Raw genomic sequence first — 22,130 nt, forward strand, 5'->3', positions numbered from 1 at the left:
TGCTGTTATATGTTCCTAGATATTGTTATATTTATATTAAAATGTTAAGGAGGAAAACAATGCCTATATACAATAAATTAGTACGAGATCGTATACCAGAGGTAATTGAAAATACAGGAAAGAAATTCTCAACTAGGAAATTAAATGAAACTGAATACATAGAACAACTCGAGAAAAAAGCCTACGAGGAATTAGATGAATACGTTAATACTGATAACGAGAAAGATGCTGTTGAAGAACTTGCAGATTTATTAGAAATTATCCATGCTCTGTCTGAGTATCATGGTTCTTCTATTGCTGAAGTTGAAGAAGTACGAAAGCAAAAGGCGGAAAAGCGTGGTGGTTTTAAAGAGAAGATTTTCTTAATTGAGGTAGAAGATGAGTAAGGTTGAGTTAATTACAAATGACTTAGGTAGTCATTTGTTGAGTCAAATTGAAAAGGCGTCGACAATATGTATTCTGACTTCTTTTATAATGAAATCTGGTGTGGCTTTTTTAAAGGACGCTTTGGCAAGTGCTGCTAAAGCTGGTGCGGATATTAAGATTTGTACGGGGGATTATCTTCATATCACTCAGCCTGAAGGTCTTGCTGAATTATTAGCTATTGATGACAACATTGAAGTTCGACTCTGGAAGAGCAAAGGTGTTTCTTTTCATCCTAAAGCTTATTTGTTTAAATCAGATTCTGAAGACTGCTTGTTTATAGGTTCTTCGAATCTATCGAAATCTGCACTTAACAATGGAATTGAGTGGAATCTGTCAGTAAGTAATGATAAGACAACTTTCAATGAAGCGCTTAATGAGTTTTTGAAAGTTTTCTATGCTGACCAGACTGTTAAGTTAAATAATGAATCATTGAAGGATTATAAGGCAGCTTTTGAGCTATACCATAAAGAAAACCCTAATGTGGCTGAGGTTTGGTCAGATACTGAAGAACTGGATTTGATGTTACCTACTCAAAAAGAGGTCAATGTACAACCAGAAATCATTCATGATCCACCGTTAAGTGAAACGTATGGAGATATAAAGCCACGGTTTGCTCAGATTGAAGCACTTGAAGAGCTTGATAAGACAAGGGAAGAAGAATACCAAAAGGCACTTGTTGTAATGGCTACGGGCTTGGGGAAAACGTATCTCGCTGGTTTTTTTGCAAAGGACTTTAATAAGGTCTTATTTATTGCCCATAGGGAAGAGATTCTTTACCAGGCGAGAAAATCATTCAAAAATATAATGCCTAACAAAAAGTATGGGATATATAACGGAAAGTACAAGGATAGCGAAGCAGATGCTATTTTTGCTTCCATTTATACTTTAAGTATGAAAATGCATATTGAGAGATTCAGTCCAGATGAATTTGACCTGATCATAGTGGATGAATTTCATCATGCAGCAGCTGAATCTTATCAGAGGGTCTTGGACTATTTTAAACCTGAATTCTTACTTGGAATTACGGCAACTCCTGATCGTAATGACAATAAGGATGTGTATGCGATTTGTGATGGAAACGTAGCATACCGACTGGATTTCCTTGATGCCATTAATCGTAAATGGCTTGCTCCGTTTAAATATTATGGAGTATATGATGAAACGGACTATAGCCAAATTACCTGGTTAGGAACACGTTATGATGAAGAAGAACTACTTCACGTACAGTTAAAAGAAGAGATGGCATCAAAAATACTTAAAGCATGGGAAGATAAAAAACAGTCAAGGACAATTGGTTTCTCTTCTTCCATCCGGCAGGCTAACTTTTTATCTAGCTTTTTTAACAAACAAGGCTATAAAACAGTCAGCGTTCATTCACAACAAAAAGAAGTTGGTCGTGCCGATGCCATAAAAATGCTTGAAGCTGGAGAAATGGATATCATTTTTACTGTTGATTTATTCAATGAAGGTGTGGATATTCCACCAGTAGATACACTTCTATTTGTAAGGCCGACAGAGTCATTGACTGTTTTTACACAGCAAATTGGACGTGGTCTCAGACTAGCTCCTGGTAAGGACCATTGTGTGATCATCGACTTGATTGGGAACTATCGTAATGCGGATGTTAAATTAAGCTTATTTGATACAGCAAGAGGTGAAGGCAAGTCTAAGAAGATTGAACCAAGAATTCCTTCAAACTGTGAGTTGAACCTGGATTTACAGGTAGTCAATCTTCTTAAAGAAATGGCGAAGAAGAGATCTCCACGCAAAGAAAGGCTGTTAAATGACTACATGGAGCTTAAACATGATCTTGGCAGAAGACCTACTTATCTTGAGTTGCATCTAAAGGGACATTCGGATTCGTCACAATATAGGCAGGAGTTTAACTCCTATGTGGGTTTCTTAGACTGGGCAAATGAGTTAAGTGAGGAAGAAAAGGTAGTATTTGAGCGTTATGAGTATTGGTTGGTTGAAGTTGAAAGAACTAGCATGTCTAAAAGCTACAAAATGGTTCTCTTGTTGGCAATGCTACAACGAGGAATTTCAGAATGGTTTAAACCGATCACTTCAAAAGAAGTGGCTCCATTTTTCCATCATTACTTGACTGAAACAGAATACAGGAAAAGAATAGACTTTTCTGATAAATCTTCGAAAAAGCTTTGGGAATATAACGAAAAAGGAGTCAGGAAGCTGATTGAAACGATGCCAATGACTATGTGGAATCGTGGAGAAGACGGGTTAACTGATTTTTCGGATGGAACTTTCAAGATCAATTTTGATGTATTAGATGAAGATCAAGAAATTCTTTACAATTGGACACAAGAAATTGCGGAATATCGTTTGCATGTACACTTTGAAAGAAAAGCTAATAATGCCACCAATTAAATATCCAATTAACTATAGTCTCCTCTATATGAGGAGACTATTTTTCATGGCATAGTTGCTCTACTGCTGGAAGATCAGCTGGTGCCCATCTAAGGGATGAAAGGTTCTCTCTTTTTAACCAGATTAATTTTGAGTGCTCATTCGGTGTGGGGCAACCATTCACTATTGTAGATTTAATGCAAATTAAATTAATAATAAATAACTCATATTCATGGGTCGTCTGGTTATATACTCTAAAGGCAGTTTCAATTTTACAATTCAATTCTTCTTCAATCTCTCTTTTTAATGCAGTGTAAATATCCTCATCTTTTTCTACTTTGCCTCCTGGAAACTCCCACATATTCGGGAGAGACATTTTAGGGGATCTTAGTGCACATAATATCTCTTTTTCCTCATTCTCAATAATTGCTGCTACTACTTTGATTGTCTTTTTCATTAGTTCCTCCAAGGGTCATTCTATATAGATAATAACATTTAGATAATATCCAATAAAAATTCCCCTTAAGCATCCTATTGGCTTATCCTAATTTATGTAAAACATCTAGTGGAAGGGTCTTTATATGTTAAAATAATAACTAGTGTAAATATACTATTAATATAGCAAATATAGAATGCTTCTTAAAAGTTGTTGATGGAAAAAATGGGGGTTAATTATGAATACTTATTGGAACTTTCCAGCAGCTACTGGTGGTTTGATTAATTCAATTAATAATGCTGGTCTTGAGACCTTTAGAGGGAATGCATTAGAGTCTTTAACAAGGGAAGTTTGTCAGAACTCTCTTGATGCAGCGAAGAATAGTGATCAGCCGGTTATTGTGGAGTTCAAACGTTTTGAAATTAAATCCAAAAACTTTCCTGAAAAGGATCAGTTGATGGATGTTTTTTATAAATGTGAGGATACCTGGCGTGGAAGGAATAAAAAGAGTGAGGATTTTATCGATCACGCTAAGGATCTTTTGAGAAAAGAGAAAATGAACTTTCTTAGAATAAGTGATTTTAATACTAAAGGGCTAGAAGGTGCAAGAGAAGGTGAGATTGGTACACCTTGGAGCTCTTTGGTGAAAGAGGCAGGGTCATCTAATAAAGGAGAGAGTTCTGGCGGTAGTTTTGGTATTGGAAAATCCGCTCCGTTTCTAAACTCAAACTTAAGGACACTTTTTTATTCTTCGAAAGACATAACGGGCTATGAATCCTTTATCGGTGTAGCGAACATCATGTCCTTCAAAAAGGATGAAATTCAGATTACTCTTGGGAATGGATACTTTACTTATAATGAAAAATCTTTGGCTATACCAGGAACTTTTCAACTAGATCCTGGATACGTTCGAACTGAAACAGGGACAGATATTTATATCTCCGCTTTTGAACCAGTAGAGGATTGGGAAACAGAAGTGAAAAAGTCTGTGTTGCATAACTTTTTCATTACCATCTTTCAAAGAAAGTTGATCGTTAGGATTAATGATTTTGAAATCGATCATGAAAATGTCGGGCAATTAATTACAGAGTTGGAGAGTAATGAGGAGAATGAAATCCTTAAAAATTATTTTAACCTCCTAATCTCAGATAAAACCAAAAAATTAAAGTACCCTGCTAAAACCTATAACCATAGGATTTCCTTTGAAGAGGGAGAAGCGGAGCTGCTTTTACTAAACGGGGAAGATTTGAACAGACGGGTTTTAATGACGAGAAAAACTGGTATGCGTCTTTTTGAACAGAAAAACATTAGTGGAAGCATTTCTTTTACAGGGATTTTAATGATTACTGGAACCAATATGAATAATATCTTTAAGCAAATGGAAAACCCTGCTCATAATGAATGGTCACCAGAGAGATATGAGAAGAATCCTAAATTAGCTAAAAAGATATATTCTGAGTTAAGAAGTTATATCAGGAAGACGGTTAATGAACTTTTCCAGGAAAAAATAACGGATAGTATGGATGCTGTTGGATTAAGTGATTTTCTTCCTAATAAAAATTTACTTTCTAACGATGGAAGAAATAAAACCGAATCTCTGACTTCTTCAGTGAAGTCGATTGTATCAAAACAGAAGAAAGAAGAGCCAAAGAAAAAATCCGTTACTAAAGGAGAGCAAGAGCAAGATATAGAGGAGCAGTTACAGGGCGAGTTTGGTATCACTCCAACCGGAGAGCAGGGTGGAAATGGTACTGGCCAACACAGCGGCGGTGGAGATGCAGGCGGTGGGTCCACTAATCCAGGTGGGAATAATGAGATGGATGATAATGACAAAGGTGACTTGGATAAGAAGAAAGAACGTAAACCAAGTAAAAAGCCTATTCACATCCAGCAACGGTATATTTGTGTCGATAAGAATGATGGCAAATACCGATTCATGGTTACTCCTCAAAAATCCCTATCCAATGGAAGATTGGTCTTTAAAGTTATGGGTGAACAAAGTGATTATGATCTTCCGATTAAAAAAGCAGCTACTGATAACTCAGAGGTTGTTGTAGAGAAATATAGCGCCAATACAATCTACTTGCAATCTCTTAAAGCGAATAAAAGCTTTATGCTGGAAGTCGAGATTGATTATTCGGATTACTGTGTGATGGAGGTGGAGCTGTATGAAAATTAGTCAAGCCTACCCATATCCAGTTCTTTATATGAACAATGAAGATTATACTAATTCAAGCTTCCATACAAGAATTGAAGTTTCGGTGGCGTTTGGGGTAGTAAAGATTAGCTCCTTCTTCCAATTGGAAAACGAAGGGATTAAAGAATTGATTGCGAAACGTTTAGGTGTATTTCTAATCCATGTAGAATGCGGCCAAACAAGTTTCCGTCAAGCCTATGAGTCTTATGACAATACACTGGATATTAGTATCCCTTCGAATAAGTTAAGAGGGAAAATACAAATTCATTCATTCATTATCGCAAAAGATAGAATTGAGAATTATACTAATGATTCATTGAGTGAGTGGTATAAAGGTTTCCCAGTTACTTTTGAGAAAGGAAACTTCCTTGCAATTGGGGAGGCTATTGAAACTACTTTATTTGAAGACAATGCTGAATTACTAAACTTGCCTTCTATCATCACGGTTACTAAGTCTCAAAAGAAAGAGATGATGGATGTTGAGTTGAATTCGAATAACATAACCATTTCACTCCCTGAGTATGAATATAATCAATATGCAGGTAATGCAAACTCTCGTTTGAAAAACACAATCTTGTCTGCTGTGTTTATGCCAGCACTGGTTTATATATTTTCAAAAATCAAGGACAGTCATGGTGACTTTGATGAATACACCTGGTATCAAGTGTTAGAGAAGATTTTTGATGAAAACAATCACAAACTTGAGGATGTTGGCTCGGATACTTTTTCTGCATTGCAAGCTGCTCAAATGGTCTTAAGGAAACCTTTGAAGACGAGCTTTGAAGAGATTGAAAAACTCAACCATGCGGAGGAATAACATTGAAACTCAAATTTATCACAGATGAAACATTGATGGACCTTAGAACGAATTATGATGCTTATAAGATAAATTATTATAAAGCAGATCATAACTGGTTTGACGAGTACTTTAAGGAAGAAGGACGAGTTTTAGAGTCAAGTATTATCTTTGAGGTGCCATCTTTGAATATGGATGAAGATTACTCAATGAGTGACCAGGAAAATGTGAAGAATATATATGATGCATTAAAGCACTTAACTGCTTCCCAAGCGACTCAAGAAAGATTATGGGCCGGCTTAGCTCATTTGCAATTCAGGGATTTCTCCTTTTACCGTTTAAAAAATGAGTTACAAGGTGAAAACGATACCCGTATCAATACCGCTTTATTTTTCAAAAACGGTAATAAGCGATCTCTATTCGTTCATATCCTGGCGCGCCTTTGGTGGGTAGGATACATGACATATGACGAAACTAATAAGGAAAATCCTTATTGGTTAACTGAGTTCTTCTGTGAAAAAGATTTCTCAGCCAGAAGTGTAGTCTTTTTCTCTAGCAACTTCACATCTAACCCTAATATCACAAAAGGGATATTTAGGTCACTAATAAAGTTACAGAAGAACGGTGTCAGCATTAAACGCGATCACTTTGTTCAAGCTAATAAATACCTGAATGTAGTCGGCGGGGCAATGGTTTTGGATATGCTAACGACTGATGAAGTAGAGAATATGATCGATAAGTATTTGGCTAAGTATTATGGGCTGGTATTGGAACAGACAGTGTAAAATGAAGCATACCCGATGTTTGGGTATGCTTTATTTAATGATACTAACATCTAATCAATTCGATAATTTTCATGGTAAGATAATAGTATGTAAATAAAAATAAATTATAAAATAATCTCAGGTGTTTTATGTCATCGATGATAAGTTTTTTAGTATTGACAGAAGGCAGGGCTAATTTGTGGTAAGTAAAAATACAATTATGACATTGTTGGGCAATGAAATAGACAAGTTTTCAGCAAATTACGAGGAAAGAATTAATGATCTCAATAAACAAATATTGCAATTAAAAAAAGACTTCAATGAGATAAAAAGTGAAAATATGATTCTGAAGGCTAAGCTACTATCTCAAAATGAACAGAGTGATTATAAAAGCAAATATGAAAACTTACTTCAATATATCCATCAATTAAACAACGGGGTTACTTATGAAGTAATCGACGAGTGGTGTTTGTCTAATGTTATAGAAGACGCTTTAATATTACTTTCAAGTTTGAATCAAATACTTCTTGATGGACAAGATCTTAATAAAGCAATTTACATAATTAATCTAATTGAACACAATCAAAGACCTCTAGAACATAATGATCCAAGAATTCACCAGTTAGTAAAAGAGGTTTTAACGAATATTTATATTAGTAAGCATTTAATTGATAATGATAGTAATGTAGACGAACTATATATAAGTTCTTTAAATCTGCTCTGTCAGCTATCTAAGAGTAGTATTAAAGATATTATAAAAGGTTTTATCAATAAGAACTTTTATAAGGTAATGGATACCATTTTTTATCTAAATGAACCTGAAATAATTAATGCTTATATAAGAGTGTGTCACTATTATAATTTGAAGGTAGAGGTAAAAGATACTTTTAATCATATGTTTGAAGAAGAGTGGACCTTTCTAGAAAGTTCTTTTACCAAGGAAGACTTTATTTCTCTTTTATGGTATTCATTCTTATATGATTTGGATGAAAAATTGATAGAGAAATCATCTGCTAGTCTTCAGTGGTTTGAAGAGTCAACTAAAGATCTGTCTCTCTATTTTTATCTATACGATAGTATAAATGGAAATATAAATTTTAATATGGAAGAATATAAAGTACGAGTACAGGAGTTTAATGATGGGACAGTTCTGAAAGATATAGAAAAAGAAGAGGTTATAACAAAGGTAGAATCCAAGATTAAAACAGAAATTGAAAAATATAAAGCTCTTAAACTATATGATAATAAATTAATCATTATAAATGAGGACCAAGAGCAATATTTTAATAAAAAGTATCACCTATCCAGAAAAAAAGTTCTAATTCCTCTCTTTCAAGGAAAAAATGACAACCTGGTATTTGGATATGGTCAGGTTTCAATACTTCAGAAGGATAATTCTAAGAAAGAAGCATTTATTCTTGAAAAAGATTGGGAACATATGAAAGAAGAGCACTTTCCTCTGATCGCAAAAGGAAAAAAATTAAATGGACTTTTACTTGATGAGAAAAAAGTTAAGGAAATCTATAACTCAGTAACAAATAATTTTAAATGGCCAGAAACAGTATTAGCCGAAAAACCTGTATCAGTTATTGATCAAAACGATGATAAATCATTAAATGAAAATAGTGCACTAAAATTAATGGGATACCAAATTACTGGACTAACAAGAGTCAGGAGGTGGGAGATTCTCCAGAAAGCAGTACCAACATTAAGTCTAAAAAAGGTTGCTAACATAATTGCCTATAATGTTAGGCTGCGAAAAGGTCAAAAAAATGGAGTTAATAAATATCATAATGCTATCACGGAATGGGAATATGATTTGGCTAAGCTAAAAAAAGAGTATTACAATAAAGATTTTAATTGGCCAACAGTGTAAACTTTTAAAGCACAAAAAGAAACGCCGAATATAGCGTTTCTTTTGTGGTTTAGATCGTAAATTTATTTAGATACTTCTTCATAGGGTTTTCGAAAACTTCCAAATCCTCTCGAGTTTCAATTGCTGAATATCGTACCAAATGAGCAACTGAAGAAGGACCTAATCCTCCTGTAGCGTCCATATAAAATTGTGCTGATTGAATTGTAAGCAGGCCTTCTTTTAATTGTAATAAGAAGCCTACATTACTTGTTTCCCCTAGATTGAGATTATTAGTGAAAATAAAGTCTTCTCTTTCATCATCTTCTAAGAAATCATCTACCTCATCTTCACTGATGGTTTGATATTCTTCACCGTCGATACAACCGACATTTGGATAGTTAACTCCACAATCGCAGAAAGTAACAAATAGGTACTTTCCAGATAATAATTCATTATATATCAAATCTAAACTTGCTTCTTCATACTTGTCATAACAATCATCAAAATCAAATTCTGAAATATTAGTAACTAAAAAAGCAGGCACATTTAAAAAAGCTTTGCCACTTTTCATTGACACATCAATAAAATCTTTAAGTTTAAATCGGGACAATTCTAATTTAAGTTCTTTCAACCTGTTGATCCCTCTTTCTTGGTAAATTTCTTTGTACTTCGGTAGTGTATTCTATTGTTTACTTTATTTCAATAGAGTAACTTCGAAAGATTAACTGTTGAGCAGATTAGTTTCTCTATCGGCTTTCATGAAAAAATTCATTTATCCCTAACCTGGCTTTACGTTTTTAATTAAATTTTAACTAAGGTACTATTAAGTTAGAGTATAGATCATTGGGAGGGATAGTAGTGGACTATAACTTATTAAAGAGAATTTTATTAAAAGGTAACTACTTGGAGATTTTTTTAAAGCGTTATTTACAATTTAAAAATAACCCATTGTACGATGAAAAATACAAATGGGATATCCTTGGTGATTTGAATACATATTTACAGCAAACGTCAATTTCAGCTGATAACATTGTTTCTGTTATTAAGTATATAAAAAGTAAAAATCCGCAGACTGGCAGTTTTGCTCATTGGAGTTCAATCGATAATCTCTTGAAACTTGCGGAAGAGCAGCCTGTTCTTACCGCTAATCTTCTAGTGGATTTATATGATGGATCACTTGCATTAGAGGAAAGGTTAGATAAATTTTATCGTGCAGGCAAAGATTATGGTAAAACTCTTGGGGCTCCTTTGTTTGGTTATTTGCTTGCAGCTTATGATTACAAGAAGTATCCGTTGTATAAAGAAGAAGTCTTACAAGAGATAAAAAGGAAGTTCGGTATAAATAAAAAGCTTGGTACTATCACTCAAAACTATGTTTTCTTTTATGAGATTTGCCAAGTTGTGCAGGAATATGTCCAGGAACAAGGCTATGATTTATCCATGCTGGATGTCCAGGATATGCTGTTCAGCGCCACCTATTATTATACTTTGATAGCTGAAGTCTCAGCGGAATATTTGTATAGTGTTGCGGTTCGCTTTCGTGAGTTCATGGAAAATGATGAGTTGTTCCTGAATGAGATAAAAGAAATGGATGAAAAGGATCTAGAGGAAAGAAGGAACTTTTACAGAACAGGCATAAAGGTTAACCGTATTCGTTTTTTGCTGCTGGATCAATGGCTAGAACAGAAAACTTTGACCCTAGATCATCTGGAACAGATTAAGCAGCAGGTGAATGAAGAATACGATACAAATATCCTTCAGGTCTGGAATAATTTCCGTATCCTTTTCCAAATTTATTATCATCCTATTAAAGAAAGAGTGCAGAATTCACTGGCAAATCTCCATGAGTGTATTCGTCATATAGATGGGTTTGATGAAGGTGAATTCGAAGAGCATAAATCTATAAATGGTTTTGGATGGAATCAGAATTATGGTGGCTCGGAAGCCTGGCTGGCCGTATATCCGAAAGCAAAAGATAGTCATAAGAAGGCGGCCCAGCTCTTCTTGAGTATTGATTCTGGACATATTCGTTACGGACTAGGCTACGGTTCTGAACATCCAAAAAGGGAAGCTGCCTGGGATATTGATACCCTTGAAGATATTACAGATTTTACTTACGGCAAATTAGAGTTGAAATTCAAGCAAGTATATCAGCGGTTCTTGAAAGAAAACCAGGTACCAGGTAATGAAGAAATTCATGAACCTAAGGAAGAATTTATGATTGAGGAGGGGAAGGACATTAAATACTTCTGGATGACTGCAAACCCTTCTATTTGGTCAGTAGACAAGATTAAGGATGGAGGAGAAGTATTTTATACAGCCTTTAATGAAAAGGGAAATAAAAGAAGGATTTTTAATGCATTCGAAACAGCTGCTCCTGGTGATAAAGTCATATTTTACGAATCAACTCCAAGGAAGGAAATTGTTGGTGAAGGAGAGGTGACGAAAGGTCTCCACACTGAATCAGAGCCAGGGTTTTCGGAACCTGTAAAGGGAGTTAGCTTCAAGTTTGTAAAAGATGTTTCTCCGATTACCTGGGAACAAATTATCAATGTAGAAGAACTCCAGGAAAGCGCTGCAGTTAAGAATGCCGCACAGGGCAGCTTATTCCCGCTTACGAAAGAGGAATATGAAGCTATACTTGCTATCGAAGAGCCAGTCGTGGAAGAGTATCAAGTTGAGATTCCCTCAGTTGATTTTACGAGAGAGGTTGAGATAAACGGGCTTCATTTCGAAGATAAAGAGTTAATCCTTAAGCAGGTTAAGACTGCTCTGTCAAATGGTAAGAACATCATACTGATTGGTCCTCCGGGAACTGGAAAGTCAAAAATGGCGAAAGAAATATGCCGCAGCTTTGATGTTGGTTATGAAATGACAACAGCGACCTCTGATTGGTCAACTTATGAAACGATTGGTGGTAACCGTCCTAATTCTGATGGAACCCTTTCTTTCCAACAAGGCTTGTTCCTGAACTGTTTCAAGGATTCCAAGACTAACAAGCCCTTGAACAGGTGGCTAATCATTGATGAGATGAACCGAGCTGATATTGATAAGGCATTTGGTGCAATGTTCTCAGCTCTAACTGGAGATAAGATTACCCTTAGTTTTCAGGGGAAGAGCGGTCAGAGCATCTCGGTGATTCCGGAAAAGAGGGTGGATCAAGTTATCCCAAATGATTATGAATATATAATTCCAGAAGATTGGCGCTTAATTGGAACGATGAACACCATTGATAAAGCATCTTTATATGAAATGAGTTACGCTTTTATGAGGCGATTTGCGTTTATCCCAGTCGGAGTACCGAAGGGAATAAGTGAAGAAGTTGTTGACTCCTATTTGCCTTTATGGGGAATTCATGATTACAACTATTCCGAAGTTCTTGCTCAAGTTTGGGCGTATATTAATGACTACAGACAAATTGGTCCGGCTATTATTGAGGATTTAGCAAAGTTTACTGAAGAAGATGGAGATTTTACATCTGCTGTCATTCTATATGTGCTTCCACAATTCGAAGGCCTGCAGGAATATGAAATAACAGAGTTTGTTGATAAATTGGGACAACTGGATGGAATTGAAAAAGGTAGACTTTTGGAATTCACTAGAGACTTTTTTCATATTAAGGAGTAAACATGAAACGAAATACTGATGAACTTATCGAAGAAGTCAGTGATTTTCTGGTTGTCTATCTGAAGTCTGGTAAGATTAGTCTCAATTCTTTTATCCGTAAGGCACATTTGAATATACGAGAATTGGAGCAACTTATCAATATTCACTTTTTGCTAAAGGATGAAGTAAAGGGATTTGTTAGAGATCTCCCGAGGCTGGTTAGAAGATTTAAAACTTCTACCACTGTTTTCAATGAAACTTATCATGGCCAAGTGAGGGGACAGATTCACTGGCAAAACACTGTTAAGGAAAGATTGAAAAGTGGGTACCGAGACCGAACTATTTTCTCCTGTAATGAGCAATCCCGCAATTACAACATTAAGGAAAATTTAGTATTGAAATCGTTCGTTCAATTGATTGAACAGTTATTAAATCACAAAATTGAATCTGAGAGATTTATGAAATATGCCTGGTTCTCTGAATGGCGGGATTTGAAACCATTTGCCGAAGATGTCCTACACAAGAATATCTATATGCAGCGAGTGTCTTTGAATAAAGTTCGCATCACAGATAGGATGCTTCAAGAGACTGCGAAGCATAGGAATCCTTTATATAGTGAAGCAGCAAGACTGTTCATTTTATATAGAAGGTTGCATGCCAAAAAGTTAAATGAAGAAGAAATACAAAAACTCTTACAGCAGACGTTTGTTACACCTGATGAACCATCTGTCCTTTTTGAATTATACTGGGCAGTGCAGCTGATCAAGCAGAATGGAGCAAATGCCAAGCTAGAGTTATTAGATGGTCGGAAGAATTTGTTTGCCAGCTGGAGTGATGAACGATATAGATACGAGTTGTATCATGACTCGGCCGGATCAAGGAACCTTCTTTTTCATGTAGGTATTGAGGAAGCCAGGGAAGTGTACCATCCTTTTATTGAAAAGAAGATCGCATCCATGGCTCAAGCCTCAATGGTGTCCGTGCATGCTTTTGGCAGTTCCTTTGATCAAGGCTCTCTTTGGAATGGACGGCCGGATTTACTGGTTGAAGTCTATAACAAGGATACCAGTGAGCTTGTAAAAGTAATCATTGGAGAAGTGAAGCATACAAGCAATATTGAATATGCCAAAGTAGGCTTGCGCGAATTGGTAGATTATATGACTTTTATAAAAGGAGCAACTGGACAATACCTGTCAGATACTCAAGAGATTGAAATCAAAGGAATGCTGTTTTTGGATAACGTCTATGTGAAACAAACTGAATTTGGCGGAATTAGGATTGTTAATCATCAGAATAGGTCTGTTTCTATAAACTAGTTGTCTGGTCTTCACATGCAGCCAATATAACATGAAAGCGCAGGGTGTAAATCACGCACCTTGCGCTTTTTTTTTAATAAATTTAGATTCTAGAAAAATCTTCCTGTAAACCTGAAGGGTAAGCAATTTTCTTGTCGAATTTCTTATTTAATGTTGATAAAATTTAACCAATTTACGAACGGAGGTTAACTAATGATTACTGAAATTATTACTAAATATCATACTCTTTCCAAAAATGACCCTCATCATCGTTTTAAGTCGTGGGAGCATTGTTATTCCTACTTTTCCAACAATCGAGGCAAATTGCATAATGAATTTGTCTTTGACCATGCGAGCTTGCATTTGGCTTTTTATTTAGCTAGCTGGGGAATGTTAAGGGGAAGTTCGTTTCTTTTGCAAAAAGATTATAAAGTACATATTTATTTTCTTAAACAAGTGGTCATGAATCCAGTTAACCAAAAGTATTTTGATTGTATAGATAGGAACAATATTGAAGATAGGGATCTTGCCGGAATAAATAATCTTATACAAGAAACTAAAAGGTCATATATGGACAATGTTAAAGAGTTAAATGGAGAAGTGACGGAAATTAATATTACTGATACATTGGCTTCAAAAATATTATTAGGAGTATATGGTAATGTACCTGCATATGATCGTTATTTTAAAGATGGACTGAGTCTGTTTGGGATTAATACTCAATTTAATGAAACTTCCTTAAATGAGTTGAAATCTTTTTATAACAAAAATTGCTTAGAGTTCGAGAGTTTAAGAGTAAAATTCAGTCATGATGGAATCGAATATACTTCAATGAAGTTGATTGATATGTACTTCTGGCAGGTTGGATTTATGATGGATCAGAAAAAGTTGTACGAGGAGGATTTGAAAAGAGTTGCTGAGTTTGCACAGCAATATATTTCAGATTCTAAGGATGGAAATCCGTCACATCAGACCAAGGTTTCTTTGAGTAATTCTGTTAAGAATCCTGGTACTGCTGAAATAAGAGAGTTCATCCAGTCTCGGTTGCTAATTGCAAAAAATGAAGGAAAAGAAAGCTTAGATCTTAGATCTGGTGATATTCATAAAGACATGGGGCTGCATAATTGTATGCCTTCAGTTTGTAACGCTATGGTTTCTATACCTGGTTACAAAGGAGTGATTATCCAAGATACCCCTAGTGGTAAGAGTTCCACTAAAGTTATTAGATATATGTTGAAAGAAGCTATAACAGTTTAGTGAGAGGGTGAAGTTAATGAAGTTAACTCACAAGTATCAGGATAAATGGATAAGTAATAATTTGTTTGAGCCAACTTTTATAAATGAAAATGTATCCGAGAAGGTAAAACTTCATAATGCAATAACCAGTACTTTAAGCAGTGCTGCTGCATGTTTAAATGTATTAGGAAACTTGAATGCTAATATTATTGATCTCAAAAATTACTTGAATTCATTCGGATTGGGTATTCAAGAGATTCTCCCTTTCCCTACGGGAGCTGAGGTCGGAGAAGAAATTTATGAAGATAACGGCCCTGTAGTTTTCGAGTGGATAGGTCCAAAGCAGTCACCATTATACGAAAGTAGTGGTGGAAGGGGGCATAACAGGACGAGTGTTGATGCATATGTATTGGCTTTAATTAATAAAAAAGTGACTCAAATTTTTATAGAATGGAAGTTTGATGAATCTTACAGTGGAAGATCCAAGTTCAGTGGAGATCAAGGTATTGAAAGATTGAGAAGATACTCATCAGTCTTGTGCAAAATGAGACGAAACAATCCATTCAATATCAATGAAAAATCTCAACTAGGTTTGTATGATCTTGGTTATGAACCATTTTACCAACTGTTAAGAATCACATTGCTGGCGAGAACTACCACACCTATTGAGATAAATGATTATCAAGTAGAAGATTATCGGATTCTTCATTTAACACATTCTCATAATAAAAAGTTAGATGTATTTGGTGAAAAGCATACTATAAACACACCAGGTTTAAGGAATGACGTGGGTAAGCAATTACATGATGTCTGGGCAAACACCATTCTGTCACCAGTTGAGAGAAGTCGCTTTAGATCCGGTTATTGGGATAAAGGTTTAGTTAGATTGACTGATGGCCCGCTGAAGCAGTACTTAATTGAGAGATACTATGATTCTAAAGGAGAGTAAGAATTTATGGAAGATCTAGTTACTACCCTTGAAGAAGTAAAAAGTAACGTTCAACAATTTAACCTGGACTTAAGAGCAGAAACAGATATTGTAAATCAATTAACACAGTTTAAACACTGGTATTACATTCCCACTTTAGATGCTTTTGGTCCTAGTAAATATATCGGATATAAAAATATGAATACCGAACGATATGACAGAGGAAAAGGAAAAACCGGTATAGATACAGAACGGGAATTAAAACAATGGTTTATCAAACTTCCTAAAGAATCTCAGAAAAGCCAGGAATTAATGGCGGAATTAGAAGGATTATTCTTTACCTTTGATAAAAAGCCGAGAAGCAATGCTTTTATTCATGTATTAAAAAACGGCATTTAACCCTATCTTGTGAATGTGGGTTTTACCTGAGAACTCGTATTTGGTTAAGGATAAATGAAAATTTTAAGGGGAGAACATCTGATGTATATACCCAAACATTTTAAAATCGATGATGAAGATCAAATTTATGAGTTTATTGAAAAGTATAGTTTTGCAACTTTATACTCGACACATGAGGGAGCACCTTATGCTACTCATCTGCCATTGATCCTAAAGAAAGATGAAAATGCATTATATGGCCATTTTGCTCGCCCTAATGGACAGTGGATGGATCTAGAGAATCAATCAGTTCTTGTGGTTTTCCAGGGTCCTCATTGTTATATTTCACCTTCCTGGTATGAAATAAATGATGCCGTACCTACCTGGAATTATGTGTCCATCCATTTATATGGAAAGGTGGACATCATTGAAGATGAAAAAGTAATCTTTAATTCTTTGAATGAGATGGTAAATAAATATGAAAAGCCAGATAGTACATACAATTTGAAAAATGTAGATAGCAGATATGTTGAAGGAATGAGTAAAGGAATTGTTGCGTTTAAGATCACCATTACTAAAATTGAGGCAAAGGCTAAACTAAGTCAAAATCATCCAGTTGAAAGGCAAGAGTTGATTATTCGGAATTTAGAAAGATCTGCAAATCAAGATAATTTAGAAGTAGCATCCCTTATGAAGAAGAACTTGTAAAATATTCATCTACTAACATTAAAATATAAGATTTTAACTTTTAATGAGTCGTTTGTAATGCGACAGTTAACAGGAGCTATTTTTTTATCGTTCGGTTGTCTGTTCTATTTGCTGAATAATTTCGAAGGATATTATTCTTCGATCAATGACAATTGGATTGTAGGTATATTTATTTTTGTTGGAATAACTTATTTGTTTATTGACTTGAGGAGTTATATTAAGAAAAAATTTAATAGCTAATAATCAGACTGGACCTGAATAGGGGGTAATCTTTATTGGATAAGGTTGAATTGCTGAATTTAGTGCCTAAGTTTTTATCTTTTTACGACCTGGCTAATAACCCTGGTGTTGATGATGAAAAAAGATGGGCTCTTTGGAAGGAGCATTATAACTTTGCGGCGATTCCTCCTGGTGATGAGGGTAAAAAGATGGCGAGAAATATGCTGGACACTGCCTGGAAAGTTTATCCTGAATATTTAACTTTTATTGAGTCATGGAAACCAAATGAGGTAAAAGTAAGGGAGTACCTGACAAAAGTTAAAGCATTGCTTGGTTATAATGAGCCGATTGATTTAGTCGTTGTTTATTTCGTTGGGGGATTTGAAAATAATCCTTTTGTTGCTCCCTATGACCAAAAGCGTATGGCACTTTGTCTACCGGTTGAGAACGGAGATTCTGAAATTTTTCTTGCACATGAACTGACACATATAGTACATACACAAACCGCAAATCTTACAGGTGAGTGGGAACGAACAATTGCATCTACTATTCTGCAGGAAGGGTTAGCGACTCAGGTAAGCAAATTCTTAGTTCCAGGGCATCCAGATGAACAATATATTGAGCGTGAAAAAGGTTGGCTGCAATCATGTAAAGAAAACAGAGCAGAAATCATTTCTGGAATTTTTCCTTTTTTAGATGATGCCTCATCAGAAGCCGTAACAAGGTTCACCTTCGGGAATGGCACAACGAATCACGAGAGAGAAGCATACTATGTCGGATGGGAGTTGGTCAATTTCCTTTTAGCTCAAGGAGTCACTTTTAAGGAAATGGCTAGTGTTCAAGAAAAGGATATTCCAGATTATTTAGGTGATGTTTTTTTAAAAAATATTGAAGTAGCTCTTAATCTCAAGGTAAGAATTAGCGGATTCACTTAAGCAATCTGATGCCAGGGAAATCAGGAGGTGTAATAATGACTAGTCTAAAAGGAAAAATTGCAATCGTTACTGGTGCAAGTCGTTCAAAGGGGATAGGGGCTGCGGTTTGTCGCTCGTTTGCGACCGCTGGGGCAGATGTATTTTTTACACATTGGTCTCAGTTTGATGAGATTAGCGGTAATGGTTTAGATCAGGAGTTTCCAAATTTGTTATGTGAAGAGTTAAGAAATATTGGAGTGAGTGCTGCTCATATGGAGATTGACTTGAGTATTAGTGAATCAACTAGTCTTATTATGGACCGGGTTGAAGAAACGTTGGGGACTCCTAGTATTTTAGTGAACAATGCTACGTTTGAATCGCCAGCGGATTTTCGAACTTTGAATAGAGAGATTCTGGACAAGCATTACCAAGTGAACAATAGTGGGACACTGATGCTGTCGCTGGAATTTGCTAAAAGGTATGAAAAGTCATTTCCTGAGGGGAAAGACGGTCGAATCATTAATATGGTGTCTAAAGGTCCTGATTCTAACAATCTGGCCTATATAGCAACTAAAGGTATGATAATTGCCATAACTGAACCTTTATCAGTTGGATTAGCACCCATCGGTATCACAGTAAATTCCGTCGATCCTGGCCCCACAGATTCCGGTTGGATCAATGATGAATTGAGAGAACAACTGCTGCCACTATTTCCAACAGGACGAATAGGTGTACCTGAAGATGCTGCACGGTTAATAACGTTTTTAGCCAGTGATGAATCTGGCTGGATTACCGGGCAAACTATAAAATCTGAGGGTGGATTTTTGGGTAAATAATTTTACATATGTACTTTCATCAGGGGTTCATTATTAGTCTAATCCAGTGATTTTTCAGGAGGACATTATGACGGGGAAACTATCGGCCTACAGGGTCTATCTTATATATGCAGGATTGACTGCTTTTTTGTTTGAGATGGTTTTTACCGTTAACGAGATTTATAGAATAGAGGTTGCTGGCTTCAATGCCTTTGAACTGGTCCTTGTCGGAACGGCGCTCGAACTTAGCAGTTTTCTTTTTGAAATTCCGACAGGTATACTGGCGGACACGAGGAGCAGGAAGCTGTCCGTCATCATAGGATTGTTCCTGATCGGCCTGGGATTCCTAATTGAAGGTCTGGTGCCTGTCTTCTTGGTGATTTTGCTATGTCAGGTTCTTTGGGGCATCGGTTATACCTTCACAAGTGGTGCGGATGAAGCTTGGATTGCTGACGAGATGGGCGGCAAAGACCTTGCCCGGCTATTCCTGAGAGGAGCTCAGGTCAAACAGTTTGGAGCGCTGCTTGCTATTATCGTCAGTGTTCTCATCGGTACGGTTATGATCAATTTACCGATGATAATCGGGGGAGTGATGTTCCTGGTCCTTGGGGTATTTTTGATACTCTTCATGCCTGAGACGGCTTTTCATCCGGCACCTTCAGAGGAACGAGATTCGTTCAGGCAGATGATCCATACTTTCAAGTCCGGTCTCCAGTCGATTAGGAAAAAGCAATTTCTGATAGTCATGACAGGAATTGTTTTCTTTTACGGCCTATTTAGCGAGGGGCTTGACCGTTTGTGGATCGCCCATATTTTAGAAATCGGCTTGCCTGACGTAAATATTAAACCGGTTGTCTGGGTGGGTATCATCAATGGGATTGCCATGGTAACGAGCATCATTGCTGTCGAATACATAAAGAGGAAGCTGGAGAAGACGGGGAAACTTCAAAAGGTATGGCTATTGATTGCCATCAACTCGGCAATGGTACTTAGCATCATCGCATTTGGGCTCGCTGGGAATTTCACCATGGCTTTCTCTGCCTACCTGATATTCTATATTCTGCGGATCACCAATGGCCCGATTTACAGGGCTTGGCTTAATGAGAATATTGAATCCAGGGTGAGGGCAACAGTCCTTTCCACCTACGGCCAGATTGATGCGCTCGGACAAATAATGAGCGGGCCAATCATTGGATTCATAGCCATCAAATTCGGATTGGGCCTTTCCATCGTAACATCAGGGCTGATTCTGGCACCAGTGGTCATGTTGTATGTGTACTTACTAAGAAGAGTATAGTTGCCAGGAACCATCCAAATCCTTCGTACACCCATCAAACTGGAGATGCGCTTGTTGTAAACGAAAAAAGGAACCTGGCAGTAAAGGAATATTCAAAGTTGGAGATTTGGTAAAATAACTGTAGACATGTTTAATCAAAATTAACCTATGTCTTAAGATATCAATTTTGAAAGAAGCGAGTCTTACTTTATTTCGTTTTTTATATGGCACTAAAAGTGTTTTGTTTATCTACATATCTATTGCATTTATTTTGGGAGGTAACAATTTGGATAAGGTTGAAATCTTAAATTTGGTGCCCAAGTTCCTGATTTTTTATAAAATGGGAAATAAGCCTGATATTGATGATGAAAAAAGATGGGATCTTTGGAAGGAGCATTATAACTTTGCGGCGGTTCCTCCTGGAGACGAGGGAAAAAAGATGGCGAGGAATTTGCTGGACACTGCCTGGGAAGTTTATCCTGAATATTTAACTTTTATTGAGTCATGGAAACCAAATGAGGAAAAAGTAAGGGAGTACCTGACAAAAGTTAAAGCATTGCTTGGTTATAATGAGCCAATTGATTTAGTCGTTGTTTATTTCGTTGGGGGATTTGAAAATAATCCCTTTGTTGCTCCCTATGACCAAAAGCGTATGGCGCTTTGTCTACCGGTTGAGAACGGAGATTCTGAAATTTTTCTTGCACATGAACTGACACATATAGTACATACACAAACGGCAAATCTTACAGGTGAGTGGGATCGAACAATCGCATCTACTATTTTGCAGGAAGGGTTAGCGACTCAGGTAAGCAAATCTTTAGTTCCAGGGCATCCAGATGAAGAATATATTGAGCGTGAAAAAGGTTGGCTTCAATCTTGTAAAGAAAGCCGAGCGGAAATCCTAAACGGAATCTTTCCTTTTTTAGATGATGCCTCTTCAAAAGCGGTAACAATGTTTACGTTTGGGAATGGAACCACAAACCATGAAAGAGAATCATACTACGCCGGTTGGGAATTGGTTGAGTTCCTTTTAGCTCAAGGAGTACCTTTTAAGGAGATGGCAAGTGTTCAAGAAAGGGATATTCCGAATTATGTGCGGGGTATCTATCCAAAGTTGTCGTCGTGTTAGATAAAAGCACATGGGTGTACCTTGTCCGGTACTATAAAATTACTAGTCTCCGGATTATCAAAGGATCAAAAGGGAGGGCCATTTAATGTATATACCCAAATATTTCAAAATCGAGGATGAAGAACAGATTTATGAGTTTATAGAAAAATATAGTTTTGCAACTTTATACTCAACACATAAGGGAGAACCTTATGCTACTCATCTGCCATTGATCCTAAAGAAAGAGGAGAAGGCATTATATGGCCATTTTGCTCGCCCTAATGGACAGTGGAAGGATATAGAGAATCAATCCGTGCTTGTGGTTTTCCAGGGTCCTCACTGTTATATTTCACCTTCCTGGTATGAAATAACTGATGCCGTACCTACCTGGAATTACGTATCCATCCATTTATACGGTAAGGTGGACATCATTGAAGATGAAAAAATAGTCTTAGATTCTTTGAATGATATGGTAAAAAAATATGAAAAGCCAGATAGTCCTTACAATTTGAAAAATGTAGATAGCAGATATGTTGAAGGAATGAGTAAAGGCATTGTTGCCTTTAAGATTACCATTAATAAAATTGAGGCAAAGGCCAAATTGAGTCAAAACCATCCAGTTGAAAGGCAAGAGTTAATTATTGAAAATCTAGGAAAAACTGCAGATCAAAATAATTTAGAAGTAGCGGCCCTCATGAAGAAAAACTTGTAAAAGGTACTTTTTTGCTAAATTAGTTGAAAGACAGACAGGGGAATCATCCTGTCTGTTTTTCTATACTATCTTTACTACTGGTCATGATGATCAGGCA

Annotated in this window: 19 protein-coding genes; 17 read left to right on the forward strand and 2 right to left on the reverse strand. The window is 36.3% G+C overall.

Features of this window, described 5'->3' with window-relative positions; genetic code table 11:
• Positions 1-59: 59 nt before the first annotated feature.
• Positions 60-386: a nucleoside triphosphate pyrophosphohydrolase gene (locus tag AC0VX7_RS11180; RefSeq protein ID WP_475427887.1), complete on the forward strand. Its 327-nt coding sequence runs from the start codon at positions 60-62 to the stop codon at positions 384-386.
• Positions 379-2,811 carry a DEAD/DEAH box helicase family protein gene (locus AC0VX7_RS11185; protein WP_475427888.1) on the forward strand — a complete coding sequence of 811 codons (2,433 nt, stop codon included), beginning with the start codon at positions 379-381 and terminating at the stop codon, positions 2,809-2,811. Before AC0VX7_RS11180 ends, AC0VX7_RS11185 begins: the two co-directional genes overlap by 8 nt.
• A gap of 37 nt (positions 2,812-2,848) precedes the next feature.
• On the opposite strand, the gene AC0VX7_RS11190 is transcribed toward AC0VX7_RS11185, so the two are convergent.
• Complete coding sequence (locus tag AC0VX7_RS11190) at positions 2,849-3,247, reverse strand: (deoxy)nucleoside triphosphate pyrophosphohydrolase (protein WP_475427889.1); 399 nt, start codon at positions 3,245-3,247, stop codon at positions 2,849-2,851.
• 217 nt (positions 3,248-3,464) lie between these two features.
• On the opposite strand from AC0VX7_RS11190, the gene AC0VX7_RS11195 reads away from it, so the two are divergent.
• From AC0VX7_RS11195 to AC0VX7_RS11210, 4 genes are all read left to right on the forward strand, one after another.
• Positions 3,465-5,405 (forward strand): hypothetical protein, encoded by a 1,941-nt coding sequence (locus AC0VX7_RS11195; RefSeq protein ID WP_475427890.1) that lies wholly within the window; start codon positions 3,465-3,467, stop codon positions 5,403-5,405.
• The gene (locus tag AC0VX7_RS11200) at positions 5,395-6,240 is read left to right on the forward strand and encodes a hypothetical protein (protein WP_475427891.1); all 846 of its coding nucleotides are present in this window, start codon (positions 5,395-5,397) and stop codon (positions 6,238-6,240) included. Before AC0VX7_RS11195 ends, AC0VX7_RS11200 begins: the two co-directional genes overlap by 11 nt.
• Positions 6,241-6,242: 2 nt before the next feature.
• Complete coding sequence (locus tag AC0VX7_RS11205; RefSeq protein ID WP_475427892.1) at positions 6,243-7,004, forward strand: DUF6339 family protein; 762 nt, start codon at positions 6,243-6,245, stop codon at positions 7,002-7,004.
• Positions 7,005-7,182: 178 nt separating this feature from the next.
• On the forward strand, positions 7,183-8,859 hold the full coding sequence (locus AC0VX7_RS11210; RefSeq protein ID WP_475427893.1) for a hypothetical protein: 1,677 nt from the start codon (positions 7,183-7,185) through the stop codon (positions 8,857-8,859).
• 49 nt (positions 8,860-8,908) lie between these two features.
• Here the strand turns inward: AC0VX7_RS11210 and AC0VX7_RS11215 are convergent, their stop codons facing one another.
• Entirely contained in the window at positions 8,909-9,469 is a 561-nt protein-coding gene (locus AC0VX7_RS11215; RefSeq protein WP_475427894.1) for a hypothetical protein, read from the reverse strand.
• 227 nt (positions 9,470-9,696) lie between these two features.
• Here AC0VX7_RS11215 and AC0VX7_RS11220 point away from each other — a divergent pair, with 227 nt between their 5' ends.
• From AC0VX7_RS11220 to AC0VX7_RS11270, 11 genes are all read left to right on the forward strand, one after another.
• The gene (locus tag AC0VX7_RS11220) at positions 9,697-12,465 is read left to right on the forward strand and encodes an AAA family ATPase (protein WP_475427895.1); all 2,769 of its coding nucleotides are present in this window, start codon (positions 9,697-9,699) and stop codon (positions 12,463-12,465) included.
• Between the two features lie 2 nt (positions 12,466-12,467).
• Positions 12,468-13,760: a hypothetical protein gene (locus tag AC0VX7_RS11225; protein WP_475427896.1), complete on the forward strand. Its 1,293-nt coding sequence runs from the start codon at positions 12,468-12,470 to the stop codon at positions 13,758-13,760.
• A gap of 192 nt (positions 13,761-13,952) precedes the next feature.
• The gene (locus AC0VX7_RS11230) at positions 13,953-14,996 is read left to right on the forward strand and encodes a hypothetical protein (RefSeq protein ID WP_475427897.1); all 1,044 of its coding nucleotides are present in this window, start codon (positions 13,953-13,955) and stop codon (positions 14,994-14,996) included.
• A 16-nt stretch (positions 14,997-15,012) separates the two neighbouring features.
• Positions 15,013-15,924 (forward strand): PGN_0703 family putative restriction endonuclease, encoded by a 912-nt coding sequence (locus AC0VX7_RS11235; RefSeq protein ID WP_475427898.1) that lies wholly within the window; start codon positions 15,013-15,015, stop codon positions 15,922-15,924.
• A 6-nt stretch (positions 15,925-15,930) separates the two neighbouring features.
• On the forward strand, positions 15,931-16,302 hold the full coding sequence (locus AC0VX7_RS11240) for a hypothetical protein (protein WP_475427899.1): 372 nt from the start codon (positions 15,931-15,933) through the stop codon (positions 16,300-16,302).
• A gap of 81 nt (positions 16,303-16,383) precedes the next feature.
• A complete protein-coding gene (locus AC0VX7_RS11245) occupies positions 16,384-16,989 on the forward strand; it encodes an FMN-binding negative transcriptional regulator (protein ID WP_475427900.1) in 606 nt (201 codons plus the stop codon).
• Positions 16,990-17,264: 275 nt separating this feature from the next.
• On the forward strand, positions 17,265-18,143 hold the full coding sequence (locus AC0VX7_RS11250; RefSeq protein ID WP_475427901.1) for a DUF2268 domain-containing putative Zn-dependent protease: 879 nt from the start codon (positions 17,265-17,267) through the stop codon (positions 18,141-18,143).
• Between the two features lie 35 nt (positions 18,144-18,178).
• Complete coding sequence (locus tag AC0VX7_RS11255) at positions 18,179-18,958, forward strand: SDR family oxidoreductase (RefSeq protein WP_475427902.1); 780 nt, start codon at positions 18,179-18,181, stop codon at positions 18,956-18,958.
• A 67-nt stretch (positions 18,959-19,025) separates the two neighbouring features.
• Entirely contained in the window at positions 19,026-20,234 is a 1,209-nt protein-coding gene (locus AC0VX7_RS11260; RefSeq protein WP_475427903.1) for an MFS transporter, read from the forward strand.
• A gap of 265 nt (positions 20,235-20,499) precedes the next feature.
• The gene (locus AC0VX7_RS11265) at positions 20,500-21,342 is read left to right on the forward strand and encodes a DUF2268 domain-containing putative Zn-dependent protease (protein ID WP_475427904.1); all 843 of its coding nucleotides are present in this window, start codon (positions 20,500-20,502) and stop codon (positions 21,340-21,342) included.
• An 85-nt stretch (positions 21,343-21,427) separates the two neighbouring features.
• Positions 21,428-22,033 carry an FMN-binding negative transcriptional regulator gene (locus tag AC0VX7_RS11270; RefSeq protein WP_475427905.1) on the forward strand — a complete coding sequence of 202 codons (606 nt, stop codon included), beginning with the start codon at positions 21,428-21,430 and terminating at the stop codon, positions 22,031-22,033.
• The last annotated feature ends 97 nt before the right edge of the window (positions 22,034-22,130 follow it).

Source organism: Mesobacillus sp. QJM3NY_10, from assembly GCF_056173465.1.

Coding starts and splice junctions, on each gene's coding strand:
- AC0VX7_RS11180 (WP_475427887.1), top strand. CDS start 60: ATGCCTATATACAATAAATTAGTACGAGATCGTATACCAGAGGTAATT.
- AC0VX7_RS11185 (WP_475427888.1), top strand. CDS start 379: ATGAGTAAGGTTGAGTTAATTACAAATGACTTAGGTAGTCATTTGTTG.
- AC0VX7_RS11190 (WP_475427889.1), bottom strand. CDS start 3,247: ATGAAAAAGACAATCAAAGTAGTAGCAGCAATTATTGAGAATGAGGAA.
- AC0VX7_RS11195 (WP_475427890.1), top strand. CDS start 3,465: ATGAATACTTATTGGAACTTTCCAGCAGCTACTGGTGGTTTGATTAAT.
- AC0VX7_RS11200 (WP_475427891.1), top strand. CDS start 5,395: ATGAAAATTAGTCAAGCCTACCCATATCCAGTTCTTTATATGAACAAT.
- AC0VX7_RS11225 (WP_475427896.1), top strand. CDS start 12,468: ATGAAACGAAATACTGATGAACTTATCGAAGAAGTCAGTGATTTTCTG.
- AC0VX7_RS11230 (WP_475427897.1), top strand. CDS start 13,953: ATGATTACTGAAATTATTACTAAATATCATACTCTTTCCAAAAATGAC.
- AC0VX7_RS11235 (WP_475427898.1), top strand. CDS start 15,013: ATGAAGTTAACTCACAAGTATCAGGATAAATGGATAAGTAATAATTTG.
- AC0VX7_RS11240 (WP_475427899.1), top strand. CDS start 15,931: ATGGAAGATCTAGTTACTACCCTTGAAGAAGTAAAAAGTAACGTTCAA.
- AC0VX7_RS11245 (WP_475427900.1), top strand. CDS start 16,384: ATGTATATACCCAAACATTTTAAAATCGATGATGAAGATCAAATTTAT.
- AC0VX7_RS11255 (WP_475427902.1), top strand. CDS start 18,179: ATGACTAGTCTAAAAGGAAAAATTGCAATCGTTACTGGTGCAAGTCGT.
- AC0VX7_RS11260 (WP_475427903.1), top strand. CDS start 19,026: ATGACGGGGAAACTATCGGCCTACAGGGTCTATCTTATATATGCAGGA.
- AC0VX7_RS11270 (WP_475427905.1), top strand. CDS start 21,428: ATGTATATACCCAAATATTTCAAAATCGAGGATGAAGAACAGATTTAT.